This is a genomic window from Vibrio furnissii CIP 102972 (assembly GCF_000176175.1).
Lineage (GTDB): Bacteria > Pseudomonadota > Gammaproteobacteria > Enterobacterales > Vibrionaceae > Vibrio > Vibrio furnissii.
The window spans coordinates 924890-943834 of the sequence record NZ_ACZP01000014.1 but is presented as its reverse complement, the minus strand read 5'-3'; the positions used below and the strand labels follow the sequence as shown (position 1 = coordinate 943834).

General features: G+C 52.6%; 16 protein-coding genes. 5 read left to right on the top strand and 11 right to left on the bottom strand.

What is annotated here, in order from left to right; translation table 11 throughout:
* Positions 1-17 precede the first annotated feature (17 nt).
* Positions 18-1379, bottom strand: coding sequence for a diguanylate cyclase (locus tag VFA_RS14445; RefSeq protein ID WP_004727592.1), 1362 nt, complete (start codon positions 1377-1379; stop codon positions 18-20).
* 132 nt (positions 1380-1511) lie between these two features.
* Between VFA_RS14445 and VFA_RS14440 the strand changes: the two genes are divergently transcribed.
* On the top strand, positions 1512-2126 hold the full coding sequence (locus VFA_RS14440) for an alpha-ketoglutarate-dependent dioxygenase AlkB family protein (RefSeq protein ID WP_004727591.1): 615 nt from the start codon (positions 1512-1514) through the stop codon (positions 2124-2126).
* Positions 2127-2232: 106 nt separating this feature from the next.
* Positions 2233-3342 carry a DUF3541 domain-containing protein gene (locus VFA_RS14435; RefSeq protein ID WP_004727590.1) on the top strand — a complete coding sequence of 370 codons (1110 nt, stop codon included), beginning with the start codon at positions 2233-2235 and terminating at the stop codon, positions 3340-3342.
* A 147-nt stretch (positions 3343-3489) separates the two neighbouring features.
* Here VFA_RS14435 and VFA_RS14430 read toward each other — a convergent pair whose 3' ends face one another.
* A complete protein-coding gene (locus VFA_RS14430; RefSeq protein ID WP_004727589.1) occupies positions 3490-4407 on the bottom strand; it encodes a DMT family transporter in 918 nt (305 codons plus the stop codon).
* Between the two features lie 92 nt (positions 4408-4499).
* On the opposite strand from VFA_RS14430, the gene VFA_RS14425 reads away from it, so the two are divergent.
* Both VFA_RS14425 and VFA_RS14420 read left to right on the top strand, forming a co-directional pair.
* Complete coding sequence (locus VFA_RS14425; RefSeq protein WP_004727588.1) at positions 4500-5396, top strand: LysR substrate-binding domain-containing protein; 897 nt, start codon at positions 4500-4502, stop codon at positions 5394-5396.
* Between the two features lie 116 nt (positions 5397-5512).
* Positions 5513-6751 (top strand): diguanylate cyclase, encoded by a 1239-nt coding sequence (locus tag VFA_RS14420; RefSeq protein ID WP_004727587.1) that lies wholly within the window; start codon positions 5513-5515, stop codon positions 6749-6751.
* A 28-nt stretch (positions 6752-6779) separates the two neighbouring features.
* Here VFA_RS14420 and VFA_RS14415 read toward each other — a convergent pair whose 3' ends face one another.
* Entirely contained in the window at positions 6780-7073 is a 294-nt protein-coding gene (locus VFA_RS14415; protein ID WP_004727586.1) for a hypothetical protein, read from the bottom strand.
* Positions 7074-7294: 221 nt separating this feature from the next.
* Here VFA_RS14415 and VFA_RS14410 point away from each other — a divergent pair, with 221 nt between their 5' ends.
* A complete protein-coding gene (locus VFA_RS14410; protein WP_004727585.1) occupies positions 7295-8143 on the top strand; it encodes a pirin family protein in 849 nt (282 codons plus the stop codon).
* A gap of 158 nt (positions 8144-8301) precedes the next feature.
* On the opposite strand, the gene VFA_RS14405 is transcribed toward VFA_RS14410, so the two are convergent.
* The 8 genes from VFA_RS14405 to VFA_RS14370 form a co-directional block, all read right to left on the bottom strand.
* Positions 8302-8988, bottom strand: a complete 687-nt coding sequence (locus VFA_RS14405) for a response regulator (protein WP_004727584.1) — start codon at positions 8986-8988, stop codon at positions 8302-8304.
* 278 nt (positions 8989-9266) lie between these two features.
* Entirely contained in the window at positions 9267-10667 is a 1401-nt protein-coding gene (locus tag VFA_RS14400) for an ATP-binding protein (protein ID WP_004727583.1), read from the bottom strand.
* On the bottom strand, positions 10661-11464 hold the full coding sequence (locus VFA_RS14395) for a protein kinase family protein (protein ID WP_081454452.1): 804 nt from the start codon (positions 11462-11464) through the stop codon (positions 10661-10663). Before VFA_RS14395 ends, VFA_RS14400 begins: the two co-directional genes overlap by 7 nt.
* A complete protein-coding gene (gene tssM / locus VFA_RS14390; protein WP_004727581.1) occupies positions 11461-14871 on the bottom strand; it encodes a type VI secretion system membrane subunit TssM in 3411 nt (1136 codons plus the stop codon). Before tssM ends, VFA_RS14395 begins: the two co-directional genes overlap by 4 nt.
* A gap of 12 nt (positions 14872-14883) precedes the next feature.
* Positions 14884-16101, bottom strand: coding sequence for a type IVB secretion system protein IcmH/DotU (gene icmH / locus VFA_RS14385; protein ID WP_004727580.1), 1218 nt, complete (start codon positions 16099-16101; stop codon positions 14884-14886).
* A 4-nt stretch (positions 16102-16105) separates the two neighbouring features.
* Entirely contained in the window at positions 16106-17431 is a 1326-nt protein-coding gene (tssK, locus tag VFA_RS14380; RefSeq protein ID WP_038151842.1) for a type VI secretion system baseplate subunit TssK, read from the bottom strand.
* 10 nt (positions 17432-17441) lie between these two features.
* Positions 17442-17957 carry a type VI secretion system lipoprotein TssJ gene (tssJ, locus tag VFA_RS14375; RefSeq protein WP_004727578.1) on the bottom strand — a complete coding sequence of 172 codons (516 nt, stop codon included), beginning with the start codon at positions 17955-17957 and terminating at the stop codon, positions 17442-17444.
* The gene (locus VFA_RS14370; protein WP_004727577.1) at positions 17954-18943 is read right to left on the bottom strand and encodes a type VI secretion system-associated FHA domain protein; all 990 of its coding nucleotides are present in this window, start codon (positions 18941-18943) and stop codon (positions 17954-17956) included. The genes tssJ and VFA_RS14370 overlap by 4 nt, the downstream gene beginning before the upstream one ends.
* Positions 18944-18945: the final 2 nt, after the last annotated feature.

Below are 18945 nucleotides of genomic sequence, written 5' to 3'. Positions count from 1 at the left end.
ACGAGAGTTCGACGGGGCTAATGGCGGCTTTGTCGCCGTTTGGCATGGTACATTCGCTCATCAGCCAGTTTGAGCAGCGCATCGGTACTGTCGATGTCATCTGTATACACAGCGTGGCCAATGCTGATATGTAAATCAATCAGATGCCCTTCATAAATTACCGGCGTGTGACAAAGCGCAGTGTCGACCATGCCCATCAAGGTTTTCACATCGTGTTCGACAATGCGTGGTAACAGCACCAAAAATTCGTCGCCGCCGATACGTGCAATCACATCCGACGCACGCAACACCGATTTGAGCCGTTCTGCACACGCAACCAACACTTTATCCCCTGCAGCGTGGCCGTAGGTGTCATTGATGAGTTTAAATTTATCGAGGTCGATGTTGAGCAGCGCAAAGCTGTCGCCCCCGGCAGATTGACGCGCACGTTCAAAGAAGCTTTCCAGCGTAAACATAAAGTAGCGACGGTTCGGCAACCGCGTCAGTTCATCATGCATCGCCCGTGTATTGGCCGTGCGATACAAACGATAAATGACCACAAACGCCATCGCCAGCAGCAGCGTCACGGGGTAGCCGATCAAACGCATCAAGTTCAACTGATACCAAGGAATGGTCAGCAACTGATCGTGCTTGTCTGCGGCGGCGATAACCCAACTGCCATAAGGGAAATGCACGGTTTCCGTGGCAAAGGCGTTATCAAACGTACTTTGCAGGCCATAGAACACCTTCCCGTCCATCCCCGAACTATCAATGCCGCGAATGGCGAAATCGTAGGAATAATTGAACGATTCAATCCCCGACGCCAAAAACAGTGATTCCCAATCCAGCACAATGCTGCACACGCCCCAATAGTTTTGGTTGGCGGGTGGATCGGTAAAAATCGGAATACGCACGATCAGCGCGCGACCGCCTTGAACCAAATTCACAGGCCCGGCAATGAAGATCTGTTTCACGTCGCGTGCCTTTACGATCGACGCCCATTGGCTCGGCACCGTGCGATAATCAAGCCCCATGGCGGCTTTGTTGTCTTCGTAGGGGAAGATATAGCGAATCACGTCATTGGGAGCAAGGCCAATCACCTTCAAATGTTTGCTTTCATGCAGGATGCGCGTGGCGAGTTTGTCCCAGTCCGGCATGCGGACATCGGGCCTGAGCGTGACTAAGGTCGAAAGGCTATTGGCCACGTAGATATCGGACAAAATCGACGCTTCCAGCCGAAATCGAATCAATGAGAGCTCTTCACGTGCATGCGACCGTAAACTGTCGCGAATGTACATGATCTGATGATTGTTGAGCAGCTCTATCAATCCAATACAGGAGAGAATAAACAGCAGAAACAGTGCTCGAAAAGACTTCCTTTTGCCTGAGATGTGACTCATGCAGCTCCTCGCTTTGCCCAGCTTTCATTGCGCCAGGTTCGATATCTATTATTAGCATAGCGGTTACTCGGCTAGAATAACCAAATCACGCCGCAAATCTATCACTAAACGACAATTTTATTGATATAAACGATGGAATCTAAAACCTTTAGTCTGTTTGCAAACGAACCTCAATGGCTCACGTTGCCCAATAGTCGCCTGTTGTGGGTCGAACATTTTCTCACGGAGCAAGAGGCTGATCATGCATATTCCGTACTCACTTCAGAATTGGATTGGCAGCAACAGGCGATCACCTTGTTTGGCAAGTCAGTGCTACAACCTCGCTTACAAGCTTGGTATGGCGAGAAAGCTTATACATACTCAGGTTTGACCATGCAGCCAACGCCGTGGACACCATTACTGGCAGCGTTGAAAGCGCGCTGTGAAGCCATGGCGGGGTGCACGTTCAATTCCGTACTTGCCAATTTGTATCGGGATGGGCGCGATTCCATGGGCTGGCACCAAGACAACGAGCCAGAGCTCGGGCGCCAACCGGTTATCGCATCGCTCTCATTGGGGGAGTCGCGCCGTTTCGTGTTACGCCATCTGCACACCAAAGAGAAATTTGAGCTGACGTTAGGTCACGGCTCGCTGTTGGTGATGGCAGGCGACACCCAGCATGATTGGCAACATAGCCTTCCCAAAACCGTTCGCGCAAAAGCCCCACGCATTAATCTCACATTTCGTCATATTCGAGATGAGTGTTAACCCCACACTTCGGTGGTTTTTCACACAACGCTGACTCATTCCTCACGCGAATGCATTTTCACCGGCGTAACGTATGACGTTATGTTCGGTTCACTCTCGGTTCACTATGTCGTTGCGTAAAACCAGTTTGGCGCTCCTGTTGAGCAGCGCTTTGTTGATTCCCTCGATTGGCGTACTAGCCCAAACGGTTCCTGCCACCGCAGGCACGCCGTACGCGCACACCGCCGATCAAATCCGTCATACTTACGAAAGCCAATTGTTCACCTTGCCGGCCTTTAAAGAGGGGCATTATGGCCTGCGGATGTATCGTCAAACGCTTGATCACAAATACTCAGCCGCGGTGTGGAGCGACATGGCGCGGGTCGCGAGTCGTTTGAACTATTTTGCCGCTGAGGTGCACACACCTGAGCAAATTGCCCGTTATGCACAACAAGAATTAGCAGACTACCAAGATGAGACAGACGAGCGCTCCATGCTGCGTTATCAGGTGTCTCAGAGCATGCCCGAATACTTGTATTTGGGCATCGACTTACTCGGTTCGATGGCCAGAGCCAACGAGTACGGCCTCAAGCACATCGACGATCAAAAGCTGCGAGACGTGATTCGTCGTTATGATTTTCGCAAGTACGCCACCAACGCCCCCATGATTGAAGCGTGGGCTGCGCAGCTCGCCAACCAAGTGTACTGGCTGCGTCAATTGGGTGAACAAGACGTGGTGGACGACTTCATTGAGGCGTTCCGCAACACCTATCCAGACCACAAAGACAGCGCACTTTCAAGCCAGCAATACGGCAACAAACTCTATGGCATGACCCACATTATTTTTGCCGATTCGCAATACTATCAGCACACCGTGAGCGAAAAGCAGTATCAATGGATTTACGACTATTATCGCGCCAACATCGACACCATTTTGCAGCGCGCGAAAGAGGACATCATTGCAGAAGTCGGCATTTCCTTTCTGCTGGCAGGGTTGGATGACGATCCCGTGGTTGAGAAAACACGCCAAGCCATTCAACAGGCCGTCAACCAAGACGCAGGCATGGTGCCATCAACCACCGGCAGCACCAATGTCTCTGAAGGGGAACATCGCAATGTGTTGGCCATCATGCTGCTCGATTGGAAAGGCGTGCACGACGCGCCAACCATTCAGCATCAACCCGAGGTGTTCAGTAGCCTGCCTTACGGCTTAGTCGCCGATGATCGCGTGCACTGAGCCAGCCGAAACACCGTCACCCACAGTAAGCGGGCGATCAAAAAAGGGGCGATTCGCCCCTTTTCTCTTGCTTCATCAATGACTTTTCCGCGCTTTGATTCGCTTGATTCTTTTCATGGCAAGCCCCATTGGCTTAACTCCATTGGCTTAAGCAGAATGCAATTTGTGCGTCACCGCCGCCTTCCATAACTTGGGTAACACGCTGGTGCTCACCGTCGCCACGATAATCAGCGCCAATCCCAGCTTTTGTGCAGGCGTGTAAGTGACATTGAAAAACAGCAGTTGCAGCGCCGCCGTGAATAGCAAATTGGTAAAGATCAAGGGCGCAAGTTGCGAACCCGACGCTGCCAAGCGGTAGGCTTTGGCACGGAATACCTGTGTGTTGATCACCAGCAGCGACACCGCCACCATCGTGACAGCGATCAGTGCGAGGTGACGGTCGAACACCACCTGATGCGCATCGTGCCACGGCACCATGCTCAGCATCGGCAGCAGCAACACGGCCGCCATGGTAAAACTCCACACATTAATTTCCGCCGAACGCATACTGCTTTTCGAAGCGCGATACAAACTCAATTGAGACCCCGCATTAAACAGGCCCGCGAACAACCCCGCCATCAGCTCTGGTCGCCACTCAATTTGCGCGACATTGCCCGACAGCAGCAGCACCCCGCAAAACGTTGCGACCAAGCCCAACACAGTCGCCCAAGGCATGCGCACACCAAAGATGAGTTTTTCTAACAACGGAATGAACAAAGGCCCAGTGCTGAACAACACCACACTTTCCACCAACGACAGATGCTGCAACGAATAAATAAAGCACAACTGACACGTGGCAAGGCAAATCGCCCGCACCGCCAACGGCTTCCACATGGCGCGATTGGGGACATTCAAACGAGTCATCGACAGCACTGCCCATAGAATCAATGCGGGCACTGCAAAACGAAGAAAACTGAGCAGGCTCACGGGAATGGCCGTGGTGAGATATTTGGTCAGTAACCCCGTGACTGACAAGCTCGCGGTTGACGACAACATAAACACAACGGGCAAAAATTTGTTTGGCATATAAGACTCCTTAACCTGAGCGTCATGGTACGCCGATGACATCGCAAAGAATAACGAGTAATATTGACCAAACCTGTTAGGAAAACTTACATATGCGCAAACTGATCCCACTCAAATCGCTCTACACATTTGTGGCCGTCGCCGAAACCGGCAGCATGACGGAAGCCGCGCAAGTGCTGAGCGTCAGCCACTCGGCGGTCAGTCAGGCCATCAAATCACTGGAAAGTCAGCTCAATCAGCCTCTATTTAATCGCGTCGGTCGCACCGTCACCTTGAACAATGCTGGGCAAAAGTACTATCGCAAAGTCGCACCCGCGCTCGAACAAATCGTCGATGCAACCGAGTCCATGCTGGTCACCCACAACACCAATCGCTTGACGCTCAACATGATTAACTCACTGGCGCTGCACTGGTGGATTCCTCGGGTGCCCACCTTTCAAGCGTTCGCCCCGAACGTCGATATTCGGATTTCTACCTTAACCGGCGCGTTTTCGCTCGAAGCCGAAGGGGTGGATGTGGCGCTGATCCATGGTGTCGAACAAGAGTGGCAGAGCTATTACTGTGAAAAGCTGGCCGATGATGAATTGGTGTTGGTCTGCCACCCCGAATTGGTGGCGGCACAGCCGACGTCCGCCACAGCGCTGTTGCAACATTATCCGGCGATTGTGGCAGCGAACCCGCGACGCCAAAGTGATTGGGCCATTTGGTGCCAAGCCAACCAGTTGCCGCTCCCGCCACAACAGAAGAACCTGACCTTTTCCACATCGGCGCAGGCCGTGCAAGCGACCATGCGCAAACTGGGCGTGTTCGTCACCCACCGCCAATTTGTGCGCGAGGAGATTGAGCTTGGCTTACTGATTGAGATCGGCCACAGCACGCTGCATCCCGAACAAGGATTCTACTTCGCCTGCCCCAAAGACAAGCTCAAACTGGAAAGCGTTTTGTTGCTGCGCAAATGGTTAAAACAGGAGTTTGCTCACGCCGAATAAAGAATCTTTTGAAAACATTGAATTAGGTCACACGCTTTTTTTCATACCTTGCTTCAGACATTCAATTCTTAACTAGACTGTACTTGACCGATTTTATATCAAGGATGAGACACGGAATGAAAAGTCTGGTAGGACGACAACTTAAAGAGATGGCCGAACTCGGTCGTCTGCGGAAACAGAAAGTCGTGCTGATCAGTTCCATCCTTGCTGCCACCGTCTTGAGCTTGAACGGCATTCTGCTCTACCTTGACGAGAAATTTCTCTACTGCCTGTTTAATGTGAGTTGCGCCGTCGTCGCCTTCGGCAACGTGATCTACTTGCGCCGAAAACGCTCCCGCCATGCTGACCTGATCCTAACCAGCTTGCTCTTGGCGCAAGCGATGGTACTGCTGGTGCTCGGCGATATTGAAGGCAATAAGCTGTTTTGGATTTGTCCGATTGTCGCCGCCATCATCTTCATTAACCGCTTTCAAACCGGGCTGTTTTTGAGTGTCGGCTTTTGCTTGTTATCTGCACTGTCGGTGCTCACCCACCATGCTGAGCAGCCACCCAACACGATTCTGGCATCCGACTACTTTATTCTCAGCCTGATCTCCCTCACCGCGATCTGCAACACCTCGGCGTATTTCTACTCCAAAGCCATGCGCTACATTCATTCACTGTATCGCGAAGGCATTGAGGAACTGGCGTATACCGACCAGTTAACCGGGCTGGCAAACCGCTGGAGCTTTGAAAACTGGGCGACCAGCAAACTTGCCGAGCGCAAAGAGCCCCACAGCATCACCGCATTGGTGTTTCTCGATATCGATAATTTTAAAGCGATCAACGATAACTATGGTCACGATGTGGGCGACCGCGTGCTGAAACACTTTGCCCAACGATTGAGAAACAATGTGCGCCATCGCGACCGCCGCACCGAGCGCCACGATTATTCCATCGCGCGCTTTGCTGGCGATGAGTTTGTGTTGCTGCTGTATGATGTCAACACGCTGACCGATCTCGACAACATTCTGCATCGCATCAGCCATCTGTTCGAAGACCGCTATCAGGAAAGAGAAACGAAGTTGCTGAACCATTTAACGGTCAGCGCAGGCGCGGCATTGTTCCCGCAAGATGCCGATAATTTGGAAGAGTTGACCCGCTGCGCCGACAAAGCCATGTACGCGGCCAAGCATGGGGGCAAGAATCAGTACCGTTACTACCAAAGCGTGAGCGCGCAACACGATGGGCAAGCGGTGGAAGTGCCACGCGCCAATACACCTCTCACTGATGCACCTCGCACCGATATGTCTCGCTCCGATGCACCGCGTCATGTCACGCCGCTGGCTCACGTCAAGTCGTCACGACACTCATAGCGTAGAACCACTCACCTATGCCGTTTCACTAACCACTCATGTACATGATCCACAAGCAGGTGATGGCAAACACCACCAGCCAAATGGCATAGCGAGCTGCATTGGGTTTATTTTCTTTCGCTTTGATCACCGGCCGCATCGCCGCACGGCGCGCGCGTCGAGCAACTTCCACGATCGACGGCGCGTCATGCTCACGCTGCTCTTGACGTTTTTGCTGCGCACTATTGGCCGCGCGGGTAAAACGCTGCAGTTGGTCCAGCGTCATGTCGTCATCAGGGTTGTAACGCGGATTTTGGTCGGTATGTTTGGGAAGCACAGCCATCGTGACCTCCTCGTAATCAATTCATCTATTTAAATTATAGACTAACTCAATACATCGTGTCGCCGCTGGCTGGCCGCAGCCAATATCGCCCTCATTGCTCCTTTCCGCATGCAGATTGTGGATTGTTCGAATTTATCGAATGACTGCCTCGAATGCGCCCCCTCCTTCTTTGCGCCACACTCCACTACAATTCAAGCAAGTTCCACCAACGGAGAAGAACCATGAGCAAAGTAAGAGAAATTCGTCAGCTGATCCCCGCGCAGGCCACGTCTGACGGTGACGGCGTAAAAATCCGTCGTATCGCCGGATTCAATAACGCGAGCTTCTCACCGTTTCTGATGGTGGATGAACTGAAATCGGACGAACGTAAAGATTACGTCGGCGGCTTTCCTCCTCATCCACATCGAGGCATCGAAACTTTAACCTATATGCTGCAAGGGCACTTTCAGCACCGCGATCATATGGGCAATGTCGGCGAACTGCGCAGCGGTGGCGCTCAGTGGATGGCTGCAGGGCGAGGTGTGATTCACAGCGAAATGCCGATCATGGAAAACGGCGATTTGCACGGTTTCCAAATTTGGATCAACCAACCGGCGTGCGACAAAATGATTCCGGCCAAGTACCACGATTTTCAGCCAGAAACCATCACTGAATATCGTACGCAGCAGCTGGGATTACTCCGCGTGATCGCAGGAGACATTCAGGCCAATGGCGAGGCGTTACAAGGCCCACTGACACAAACCGGTGTACCGGCAACCGTGGCAGATTGGCAAACTGGCCCTGGCGGTGAGTTAAACGTGGCAACCATCGAGTCACACACCATGATGGTGTATGTGTACAAAGGCAGCATCAAGGTCGGCAGTCGCGTGGTGATGCAAGGCGAGATGGCATTATTGTCACGCGGTGAACAGGCGGCGTTATTTGCCAGTGATACCAGCGGCGCGCTGATTTTTATCGGCGAACCCATCAACGAACCGGTCGTGCATTACGGGCCATTTGTAATGAATAGCGTGCAAGAAATTGAAGAGGCGATTCACGATTACAACGCCGGTGTATTTGAAACGTATTGATGATTAATGGATGTTGGCGTCTGCATTGGGCGCCTTATCCACACACAAAGCGACCCATCCATTGCCAGCTTTTGTGTTGTTCTGCCACACTCGATGAGTGTGGCAGTTTTTTGTCTATCGACTAGCACGTTGAATGCAAGATAGGGAAGTGAAAAGGATCATTCAACCTTGTAGCCAACACCGTAAATGGTGTGGATGACCTCACCCGAACAATTGAGCTTTTTGCGTAAATTTCGCATGTGGCTGTCAATGGTGCGGTCATTGATGATGCGATCATCGGTGTAACACGTTTGCATCAGCACCTCGCGTGAGAAGATGCGGCTTGGCCGAATCATCATCGAATGCAGCAAACGAAACTCCACGGGCGTCAGGTCAACCCCTTTGCCATCCGCAATGCATACAAAGCGGTCCATATCGAGCGTAATCGTCCCATAACTGACCCTACGCTCATTGCTGTGTTCATCTCCACTGTTTTTCTGATTTTGCACTCGACGTAAGATGGCGCTGACCCTCGCAACCACTTCGTTGGGCAAAAACGGTTTACAGACATAATCGTCTGCCCCGATATTCAGACCGTTTAACCGATCCGCTTCATCCACTCGCGCGGTGAGGAGAATAATCGGTACTTCATTTCCCATGGCTCTCAGTTGACTACAAATCGTAAATCCACTGACTTCCGGTAACATCACGTCAAGAATGACGACGTCTGGGTTCCCATTGGTGATTTCGGCCACCGCATTTTTTCCTGAACTGAGGATGCGGCATTCGTAATCATGTTTTGTCAGGTAATCTGACAGTATTTCTGCAATTTTTATTTCGTCTTCTACAACATAGACAAGCGCCATTCTTATTATTCCTGTTTAAGCAGTGAATGTTTTGTGGCGTCTTCAGAATCAATTTTTATGGTTTTTACCGATTCCGATCCGCAATGCAACTGGCGAGCTTAACACCGTTAACATTGTTAACAAAGCGTTGTAATGCAAGGGCTCGACGTACTTAAAAGCCTAACCCAAGTTGCATAGGAATCTATTTTCTTAATAAAAAATGGTGTCTGATCCGCAAAAAAGATCGCGATGTTTCTCGTTTCCATGCGCACTTTCCGACCCCTGCCACACAAACATCCTTAATGGCGGGGCAGTTCCACGACCACCTCTAAACCGCCGCAATCCGACGGGATGGCTTTGATGGTGCCTTGATGCGCATCGGCGATGTTTTTGCAGATCGCCAGCCCAAGCCCTGCCCCGGTGTGGGCACGATTGCGCGAGCTGTCTTCACGATAGAGCGGATCAAACAGGTATTGGCAATTTGCCAATGAAACACTCGGCGCAGAGTCACTCACTTTAATCACCACATGCTGTTTGGTTTGATACAGCATCACTTGAATCACACCCGGCGCATCGGTGTAGTTCACCGAGTTATTGAGCAGGTTCTTCATCAGTTGCAGTATGCGTGAGCGGTCGGCCGATGTGACGGCAGACTGACCAGCAAACGTCATCGTCAGCCCTTTCTCTTCCGCCTTCCATTGCATCGCATCCACGGCTTCACTGAGCACATCAAACAGGTCGACCCGCGCAAATTCATAACGCAACCCGCCAATGTCCGACAGAGAAAGTTCGTAGATATCATCAGTAAACTTACGTAATTGGTCGACTTCTTGTTCGATTGACCGCAAACGATCCATATCGAACTGACGCACGCCATCTTTAATGGCCTGAATTTCCCCCGTGAGCACGGTCAGCGGTGTGCGCATGTCATGAGAAATGTTGGCCAGCCACGTTTTACGCGACAACATCGAACTGTGTAGGATGTGCGCCAATTGGTTCACATCACGCATCAGTGTACCCATTTCATCTTTGGAATCGTCCACCAAATGAATGTCGTAATCCCCGCTCGACATGCGATGAATCGCGCTGATCACCTCACGCGTGCGGCGCAGCAGAAAAATAGACAAGCCATAAGAGACCATAAAACTGATGATCAAGCTGATGCCCCCCAACCACAAGCTGCGTTCAAACTGCGTGCGGGAGACCTGTGTTTCCATCGTGTCTTTGAAATGACGCACCGGCAGGCTTTTCAGCCACGCCACCGTTTTTCCTTCAAATCGCAGGGGCACGCGCACCGCATTGGGTTGCTCGTTGCTTAAAATAGCTGCGCCGGCGATAAAGTGGCCGTTGAGATCAAACAGCGCCGCGCTAGGCGCTTTCACGCCAGGCAGCGGCTTGTTCGGAAAGCGGTTCAGATTTGGCCCTTCGGGATGCTTGGGAAAGCTGGCCAAAATGGCGCTGATCTCATTTTTCGGCATCGCGCGAATGTTCTGCCCCGACAGCACATAGAGATCGACCAGCTGAGGAGACAACATCTCCAGTCGCGTTTGTTCCAGTGCATTGGTGTAATCAAAAAATCCCTGTTCATAGCTCCAGCGTGCCATCAGTAGCATCGCCGCGGTCAAGGTCAGCATCATGGTCATCAACACCAGCTTAAGCTTCTGCATGAGGTTGAGTCGCTGCCAGATTTTCTTCAACATGACATCTCCGTGTCGCCAAACGATGTCAGTCCACAAGACCATTGCGGTGCTGTGTCTAATTTGGCGCCTAAATCCAATCGAATCGCTGAAATCCACTGTGCCAGTGTCTTTGCGACTTCATCCGATACGCCCCAATCCGTGGATTTCAACTCCACCAGCGTCAATACTGCACCGACCGTCGAACATGCTGCGAGCTGAGAGGGCGCAGCGAGCAAAGCCATGCAAATCAGCAGAGCGTAGAAGTCGTGTTCCACGCTCGCCACAGGGCTAGACGGCGGGTAGTGAAAGCTGGGCGTAAACTGCACCATACCACGTTCTTTCCACGGGTCACCGATTCTTCGTGCATTGGCAAAGTCAACAAAGCAGGCCGCCATCGTCGGCAAACAGAGAATATTGCTGGGCTTGATGTCCCCATGCACCACGCCCGATGCGTGCAACATTGCCAAACGGCCGAGCAGCGTCGGAAGGCTGTGCGCAAACCACTGATGGACGTGAGGAGCATCGTACCCCGGCCACACCAACGCGGCCGATTGGCCTTCCAAATAGGTGGTCACCAGAACGGTCTTGTCGGCCGTTTTGTGGAGTGATAACGTCCGGTGCAACGGCATGTCCAGATGACGCAAACGCATTAACCACAGCGCTTCCCGTTGTAGCACATAGGCATCTTCCACCGTTTCACCAAATTTCACTCGCCATGCCTGTTGCTCATCACGCACCAGCAGGCAGCGGCGCCCCAGTAGGATTCGCTCCCCGTCGGGGAGCAAACCTTCCAGCCATGTTGGTATCAGGCAACTCATAGTTCGATTGGAATGGTCAGGCCGTCAAAGAAACGCGGGGCAAACGGCTGGGCCGCACTTTTCGACTTAATTTGCAGGCTGACTTCGTTGTTGGCTGACTGATAGCGCCAAGCCACATCATCACTGCCCACCACGGCGGCGCTCTGCATCTTGTCGGCAACGCGGAACCAGCTCCATTCACCGCTCAGCTTCTCGCGGGTTTCTGCCCCTTTGTCATCTTTGGTGATGATGGCGATGTCCTGCGTTTGGTTCGCCGGAATCGGCCAACTGAGCGCTTGCCACAATAACGGCCCATTGCGGTATTCAAACAGTTTGCTGCCTGATTCGAGCGTAAATCCTGTCAAGTCCGGCGACATCTTTTCCGCCCGCAGTAAAAACTCGACGCCGACACGGCCATCAATAAACAGGCCACTTTGCATGCGTTTGACCGCATCACTGAATGGTTGATATGCATCGGACAGTGGCAATGTCTGATTGACGATAAAGCCTTTGAGCTGCGTTTGGCGCCCATGTGTCAGGTCAAAGTAGGCGGCGTATTTCTGCGCGAACTCATCAAACTGACCTCCGGATTGAAAGAAATCAGCAAAATCGGCCAACGAGGCATCAAACTCAGCCTGTTTATCGAAAGGATAACGGCCGGCAAAGTGACGCACATAACCGCCGTACAACACACTCCAGTCGTGGTTGATCACCGCTTTCATCGCACTTTGTGCCAATCGGTTGGTCGTTCGTGCCACGCCGCGCATCAACATCGGCAGCACGGGATCATTGTAATCTGCCGCCAAGGCATTGAGCTGCGCCAACGGGTTATTCGAATCGGTGTTTTGCAACTGCGCCAAGAAGTAGCTGCCGCGATCCTGTGTTTCTTTGGATTTCGCAATCCAATCACCGGTTTGTTGCAGTTGCGAAAGCGCAATGCTCAGTCGGCTTTGTCCCGCTTCGTTCACCGCCACCAGTTGATGCATCGCCTTAAACGGCGCAGCAATCGAGGCTCGCACCCGTTCGCTGGTATTGCTGATCGCAGTCACATTCGGCTCGCCCGCCTCCGTCTGTTGTTCTTTGGCTTCACGGCTCTCTTTGGGCGCATGCTCACCTTCTTTTTTCTGGCTCAGATTGGTATGCACCGCGACCAGATGGTAGAACTGGCTGAGCGGCGAATAGACCGGATCGACCGTCATCTCAATCTGCTTGCTGACCTCGCCCCATCCCGACACGTCCACCCAACTGACGTTGGCCATTAACGCTTGCCAATATCGGACATAATCACCGATATAGCGTTCACGCAACTGACGGTTAATGCGGTTCATTTCAGCGTCACCGCTGATATTGCCCATCACGCCCTCGTAAGATTTGATCGCCTCTGACGCCAGCTGAAAGCCGGTTTCGTTGTACAGATCCTCAAAGCCTTCGCGGGTAAACAGGTACGGAATCAAATAGCCGGTAAAACCCGGTTTGAACACGAACACGTTCTGATAAGACGGATTCAGTTTGGTGCGCATATCGACACGGCGTGAAAAATCCGGGTGTTGCAAAATGTGCTGATAAAGCAATTCACTGATGTCGTTGGCCGACAACGATTTGCGCACCAGCGCCAGTAACTCCGGTTCGGCGTCTGGCGGCGTGGCCCCGCTGCGCAGCAAATCTTCAGCCAATGCCGTGAAGCGTTCAAGCAGTGCGACATCGCCTTCCCCTTCCTCTTTGAGCGAAGTCAGGTAGTAATTGACCAGTGAATCGACATCATCACGATGCTTGCTGTAGAGGATCTGATGATAGTTCAGCAGCTCCAGCATTTTCACTTTGTCATCTAGTGAGTTGTAGACAAACAGATCTTTGAGGATGTAGTCGCGCATCAGGGTCAGCAGTACGCTGCTCAGTTCTTCATAATAGGTCTGATGCACAAAACGTCTGATACTGGAATCTGGCAGCCAGTCACTGACATACCAAGGACGATGCTGTTTGTCGTACAGAGTGTTGATGTCTCGCAGCTCCGACAAGCTGAATACCGGCGATGAGAGATCATCGGCAACCATTGTGTCCTGCTTCAGGTTCTCTTTGTATTGGTTGAGTTTGATCAGCGCTTGATTGTCCAAGGCCTGCTGATAGTCGAAACTCGCCTTTAACATCCACAAAAAGCCACCAAACAGCAGCAATAAGCCACCGAAAACCGCAACTCGCGAAGCGCGGTAACGCCATTCACGTTGGCGGTATACCCCCACCAACGGCGCTTCTTTGACAATACAACTGCGAAACAGATTCTTGCCAAATAGGCTCGGGCTGGAGGCATGTTGCTGCGTTCCGGCCAGCGATTCAAAGCCAAGATCGGAGGCATGCATGTAAGTCAAAATGTCAGTGGATGCCCCTTCTCCGCCAACGTTAACGAAGAAGAAACCACGAAAATGCAGCGCAACTTCATCAAACGCATGCTGGCTGAAGGTGAGTGACAAGAAATCTTCAATGTCGTAGCGCAGCGCCGACAGTTGGAAAATGCCCGCCACCGATGCGGCGCGATAATCGGCATGTAATTGCTGCTTGAGCGACTCGCTGGCAGTGACCGCCAAGCGTCGCGTCAGGTCGTCAAACGATTCATCAAACCACGCTTTGTCATACCCTTTGCCTTCGTCAACCGGACGCAACACGCCAAAAGGTTGCTCGCGTGCGGCTTCATCCAAGGTCGAGAACAACTCACAAAAATCACGCACTGCGGCCATATTGGTCAACACGCAGTAGGTGGGTAGCGACAATCCGGTGCGTTGGTTTAAATCACTCAGCAGCGTTCGATACTGTTGGCTGAACTCACTGACCGCCATTTCGTTTTTCTGCAACAGGTGGTCGAGGTCCACCGTGCACAGCACGCCGTTAAACGCCTGACGGTCGCGTTTTTTCATCACCAGTTCACACACCACATCCAAACTGGCTTGACGTGTGGCGAGCGGAAAACTCATATCAACGGAGATCAGCACCGCACTGTCGGACACCCAAAAGCGCACCGCAATCAAATCATCTGGTACAGGTTCGATGGATTCGACACTTTCAAACCCCATTTGCTGCAACCAACGAACGTCAGAATTGACGTCTGCCGACACATGCACATACCAAGGCACATGATACGGGTTAGAAGTCACCTTGCTGTGCTTTTTCCAAATCAATGCAAAGCGGTTTTTGAGCACGCGCTTGCGCCACTCGTCGTGCTGCTTGAGGGTTTCATCCACTTTTGGACGACGCAAATACGCGTACACGCCCCACCCCACCAGCGCCAGAATCAGCACCATCACCATTACTTGCAGCGCCACCGCCCACCACGGCGTCAACCAGTAAGTTCCGGTCAGCCACAACACCACACTCGTCACGAGGCCAACCAGGCATGCCGCCAGCGTTGAAAAGAGAATGGCTTTTTTCTTATCCATCATGTTGTTTACAACCTAATTGGTATCAATGAGTAAAAAGGCATCGGAAATCCCGGCACTTTTGGCGGTAGAGAGCGTTTCAATCGCAGCCGATTTGGTCGTATAGCTTTCGCTCACCACGCGGTAACGTCCGTTCACCGTTTTGACCTGAGCACTCGGTACGCGAGGTTTGTAGCGAGCAATGAACTTGGCCGCATCACTCGGATTGTTAAAACTCGCCAGTTGCACCAACCACTGACGGTTGCCTGCGGGTTGTTTTGCCACTGCAGGGGTCGCCGGCTCGCGATCGGCGACGGTTTGCGGCGTGGGGTGCCACCCTTCCGATGCCATGTCCGACGAGGTACTTTCATACACGTACTCTTGGTCCTGCACGCTGCCCTTGCTGTAATACGTTTGGGTAAACTGCGTCAGTTGGGTAAAGGGCAGTGCCTTTTGCGGCGAAGTCACGTCATACCAATAGCGTAATCCGCCCCACACCAAAGCCGACATCACCACAAACAGCGCCACCGAACGCCACACGCCGACCGGTTTTTTCGGCCGTTTGGCATGACGAGCGGCCACATCGTCGGCGGCCACGGGCGCCAGACGTTCAGCAGCCGAATACGCCACCGGTTTGGCAAACACCGCCTCTTCCAGACGTTTCATCAGCGCGGTCAGTTGATCCTTGCCTTTGGTGCGATAGCGACCACGAAAGCCCATCTTGAGCATGATGTAGATCAGCTCCAGCAGATCGACCAACAACACAGGCTGCAGCAGCGCACGCTCGGCAATGATGTAAAACTGTTCACCGCCGTTTTTGATGTTGAACAGTTCGCTGACCAGCGTTTGATTTTCCCAACCCGCTTCATCGCCCCACGACGAGTGCAAGATCTGCTCGTCGATCATCACGGCAAACAGAAAACAGGTTTTGTCCGCCACCGAAGGCGGATAATCCAACGCGGCAATACGATATTTCAGCTCGGTGATCGCGTGCTTGATGCCCGCGCGGAACGTGTAAAGATCGGTCGGACATTGCATGCGTTTGACCGAAATGATCAGCGACAGTAAGTCCGAACTGACGCGCAGAATGCTGTTGTCAAACAGTTGCCCCTGCTGCTGAGCCATGCTGTAACGCGCATGGTTTTTGAGCATATTGGCGTGGCTCAGACGAACGGATTTTTCCGGCTGACTGGATGCAGGCGTCGGCTCATTGGCGGCGATCGTGACGGTATCTTCATCGAACAATTGATTCATTGCTTCAACCCAGGGCGTAGAGCTTAATGGAGAGATCCGGCACACGGCTGTCGACGTGCAGCGCGATCGGCTCTCGTTTGGTTTTCAGTTGTTGCCAGTACTCATGGGCGGTATCGATTTCGAAATACGCCACATCCGCCTGCGCTTTCAGCTCATTCGGTGCAACCGGCAGCACCTGAATCGGCACACCGGACTGACTGTTGCGCACCAAGTCGGCAATCTGGCTCAACCCACTCAGCGTGCACGCGCTCGGGAACACCTGCAGCAGCGCAGCGGTCCCAATCGACGCATGCACCGCCATCACAAAGCGGCGGCCTTCAATCTGATTGAGGTTCGGAATCGACAAACGCAGCAAGCGGCGACGCTCGAACAGGTTGGTATCCCAGCTGAATTCCGTCACGTTGTCGCTCTGAACCATCGACAGTTTCTCGCGCAGTTGGGCGAACACGCCCGCAAAGCCCTGCTTAAGATCATCACGCACCAGTGGTTCCGGCATGGCCGTCATCGCTGGTTTAAAGCTGTCGAGTTCAGCGGAAAAGCTCACCAGCCCTTCGTACAACGCGTCCACACTGGTCTGTGGCTGTTCAAGTGTCAGATGCAGCCATGGCAGCCAGCGGTTTAACGTCTGTAACCACAGAAATTCGCGCATCAGGCTCAGGTCACTTTTGGTTTGCTGCCCCGCACCAATGCGTTGCACGACGCTGTTGGCGCGGGCTTGCGTCAGGATGAAAATCTCTTTCAAACGCTCTTTGAGCAGTTGCGAGGCGCCGTAGTGGAGACACGCCGGAATAAAGCTGCGATCAAGAATGACCTCCCCGTTTTCCTGCCGTTCCAACACTTTCGCCACCGGCAACAACGCCAGCCCCGTCACGTCTTCCCCTTCGAGTACCAGACGGATATTTGGCTCGGCGAGTTCGGCTTCAATCGCGCTCTGCACCACATCACTGGCATCAAACAGATTGACCTGCGACACCACGTAACGACGCTTGTCTGCACGGCTGCCGTACTCATTTTCGCCTTCCACCGACAATGGCAACGCCAGATAGACGCGTTGGTTGAGGGTACCTTCCGGAATATCCAGCAGCAGCTCTTTGACACAATCAAACAGCGTCCCTTCCGGGAAAATCCCTTGGCAATGCACCACGCCAAACTTGCCGATTTTGAGGCAATGATGATCAAGCTCCAGCGCCGACACACCAAAACCACTGCCCTGTGAAGACAGGGCAACATATTTCTGAATGTACTGATGCGTATGGCGGTCCTGCTGCTGAAAATGCTGCGGGGCAATAAACATGCCCTCTCTCCATACGACTTTACTCTGGTGTTTCAAATGACACTCCTTAAAACACGTTCCACCACGACTTGCTGACCGGTTGAGTCAGCTCAACCTTCTGCTTGGTGATGTGGATATAAACTGGGTACTCTTCGGGTTCGCTTACCAGCGCCAGATACGCTTTGGCGGTCGCGGTTTCGTAATGGGCAAATTCGACCAATACGGCGATAAAACGGCTTTGTTGCTGGACATCCAAGGTCAGGTTGCGCAGCTCTCCCGGCAGGACAGGCGCGAGTGTCTGCAAATCCACCAGCGAATCGGCCAGCACGCTCTGATCCGCGTTGTACAGGCTGATGAAATCGGCTTTCTGGAAATTGCCGGCATCCTGCAGCTGATACACGCGCACGACCACCGGTCGCGCTTGTTCATCATCAAACACATTGATGTCTTTACTCGCTTCAACCACCAGCGGCACTTTGAGTGTCGGGGCAAACGTGGTGGTTGAACTGCTTGAGCTACAAGCACTCAGCACCAACGCGCAGCAGCCGATTGCGGCCAGACGAATCCTATTCAGCCAGCTCATCGTTTCTCTCTCAGGGCTTCAAATAACAGGGAGGAGAACTGACGGGAAAACTCCCGACGCTCGGTTTTGCGCTGGAACTGTTTCTTATACAGCGCCCAATATTTTTTATCTTTGTTCCCCCAGCCAGAAAGATAGTCGTTGAACTCATCTTCCAGATGACTCGGGTTGAAATTGTCGAGGAATTTGTCCAGTGTCGACTCGATGCAGGTCATCAGACGTTCACGGTCAATGCCACCCGCCACGCTCAGTTGTTGCTGTTTAAGCATCGAATTCAGCTGTTCAATGCTGTTTTCCAGTGACTCTATCTGACGATGATCGCTGACCGTCACACTGTGCTGCGGGGTATGATTGCTGTCATTGAACTGAGTCGCTTCGGGCATCAGCACAATCTGTTCGGTGGTGTCTTCACTTTGGCTCTGTTCCAGCACCCAACGCTCATCGTCTTCAAACGGGTCGTAACCATACAGGTCATCGCCCAGCACGTTCTCCGTCGAAAACGGCGTTTCGTCTTGCACCGCATCCTGAATCTCGTCCAGATGCGCAAAACCAAATGCGTTGTCCTGACTGTCATCTAAGACCGAGCTGGCCGCAAACGGCGAATCGGCGACGCCATTCAGGCTGGCCGTTTCGGTGTCGTCGCTCGGTTGTGGCGCGCGCGTCAACAACGCATCCATATCGCTGACCAATAAGGTGTAAGCTCCAATCACAATCCGGTCGCCATCGCTGAGGCGCTGCGACTCGCCTTTGCCCACCAGCACATCGTTGACAAATACGCCGTTGGTACTGCGATCGATAATTTGGTAGCCGCCTTTCGGATGCGGTTGAATGTCAGCGTGGACACGTGACAGGGTGCGCTGAAAATCCGGCAACTGAATGGTGCACTCAAACGAGCGTCCTAACGTGCCGCCACTGACCGGCAGTGATACCTGACGGCTACCGATTTGTTCATCTTCAGGAAGGTCGATTATCTGAAAACTGATCGTCATAA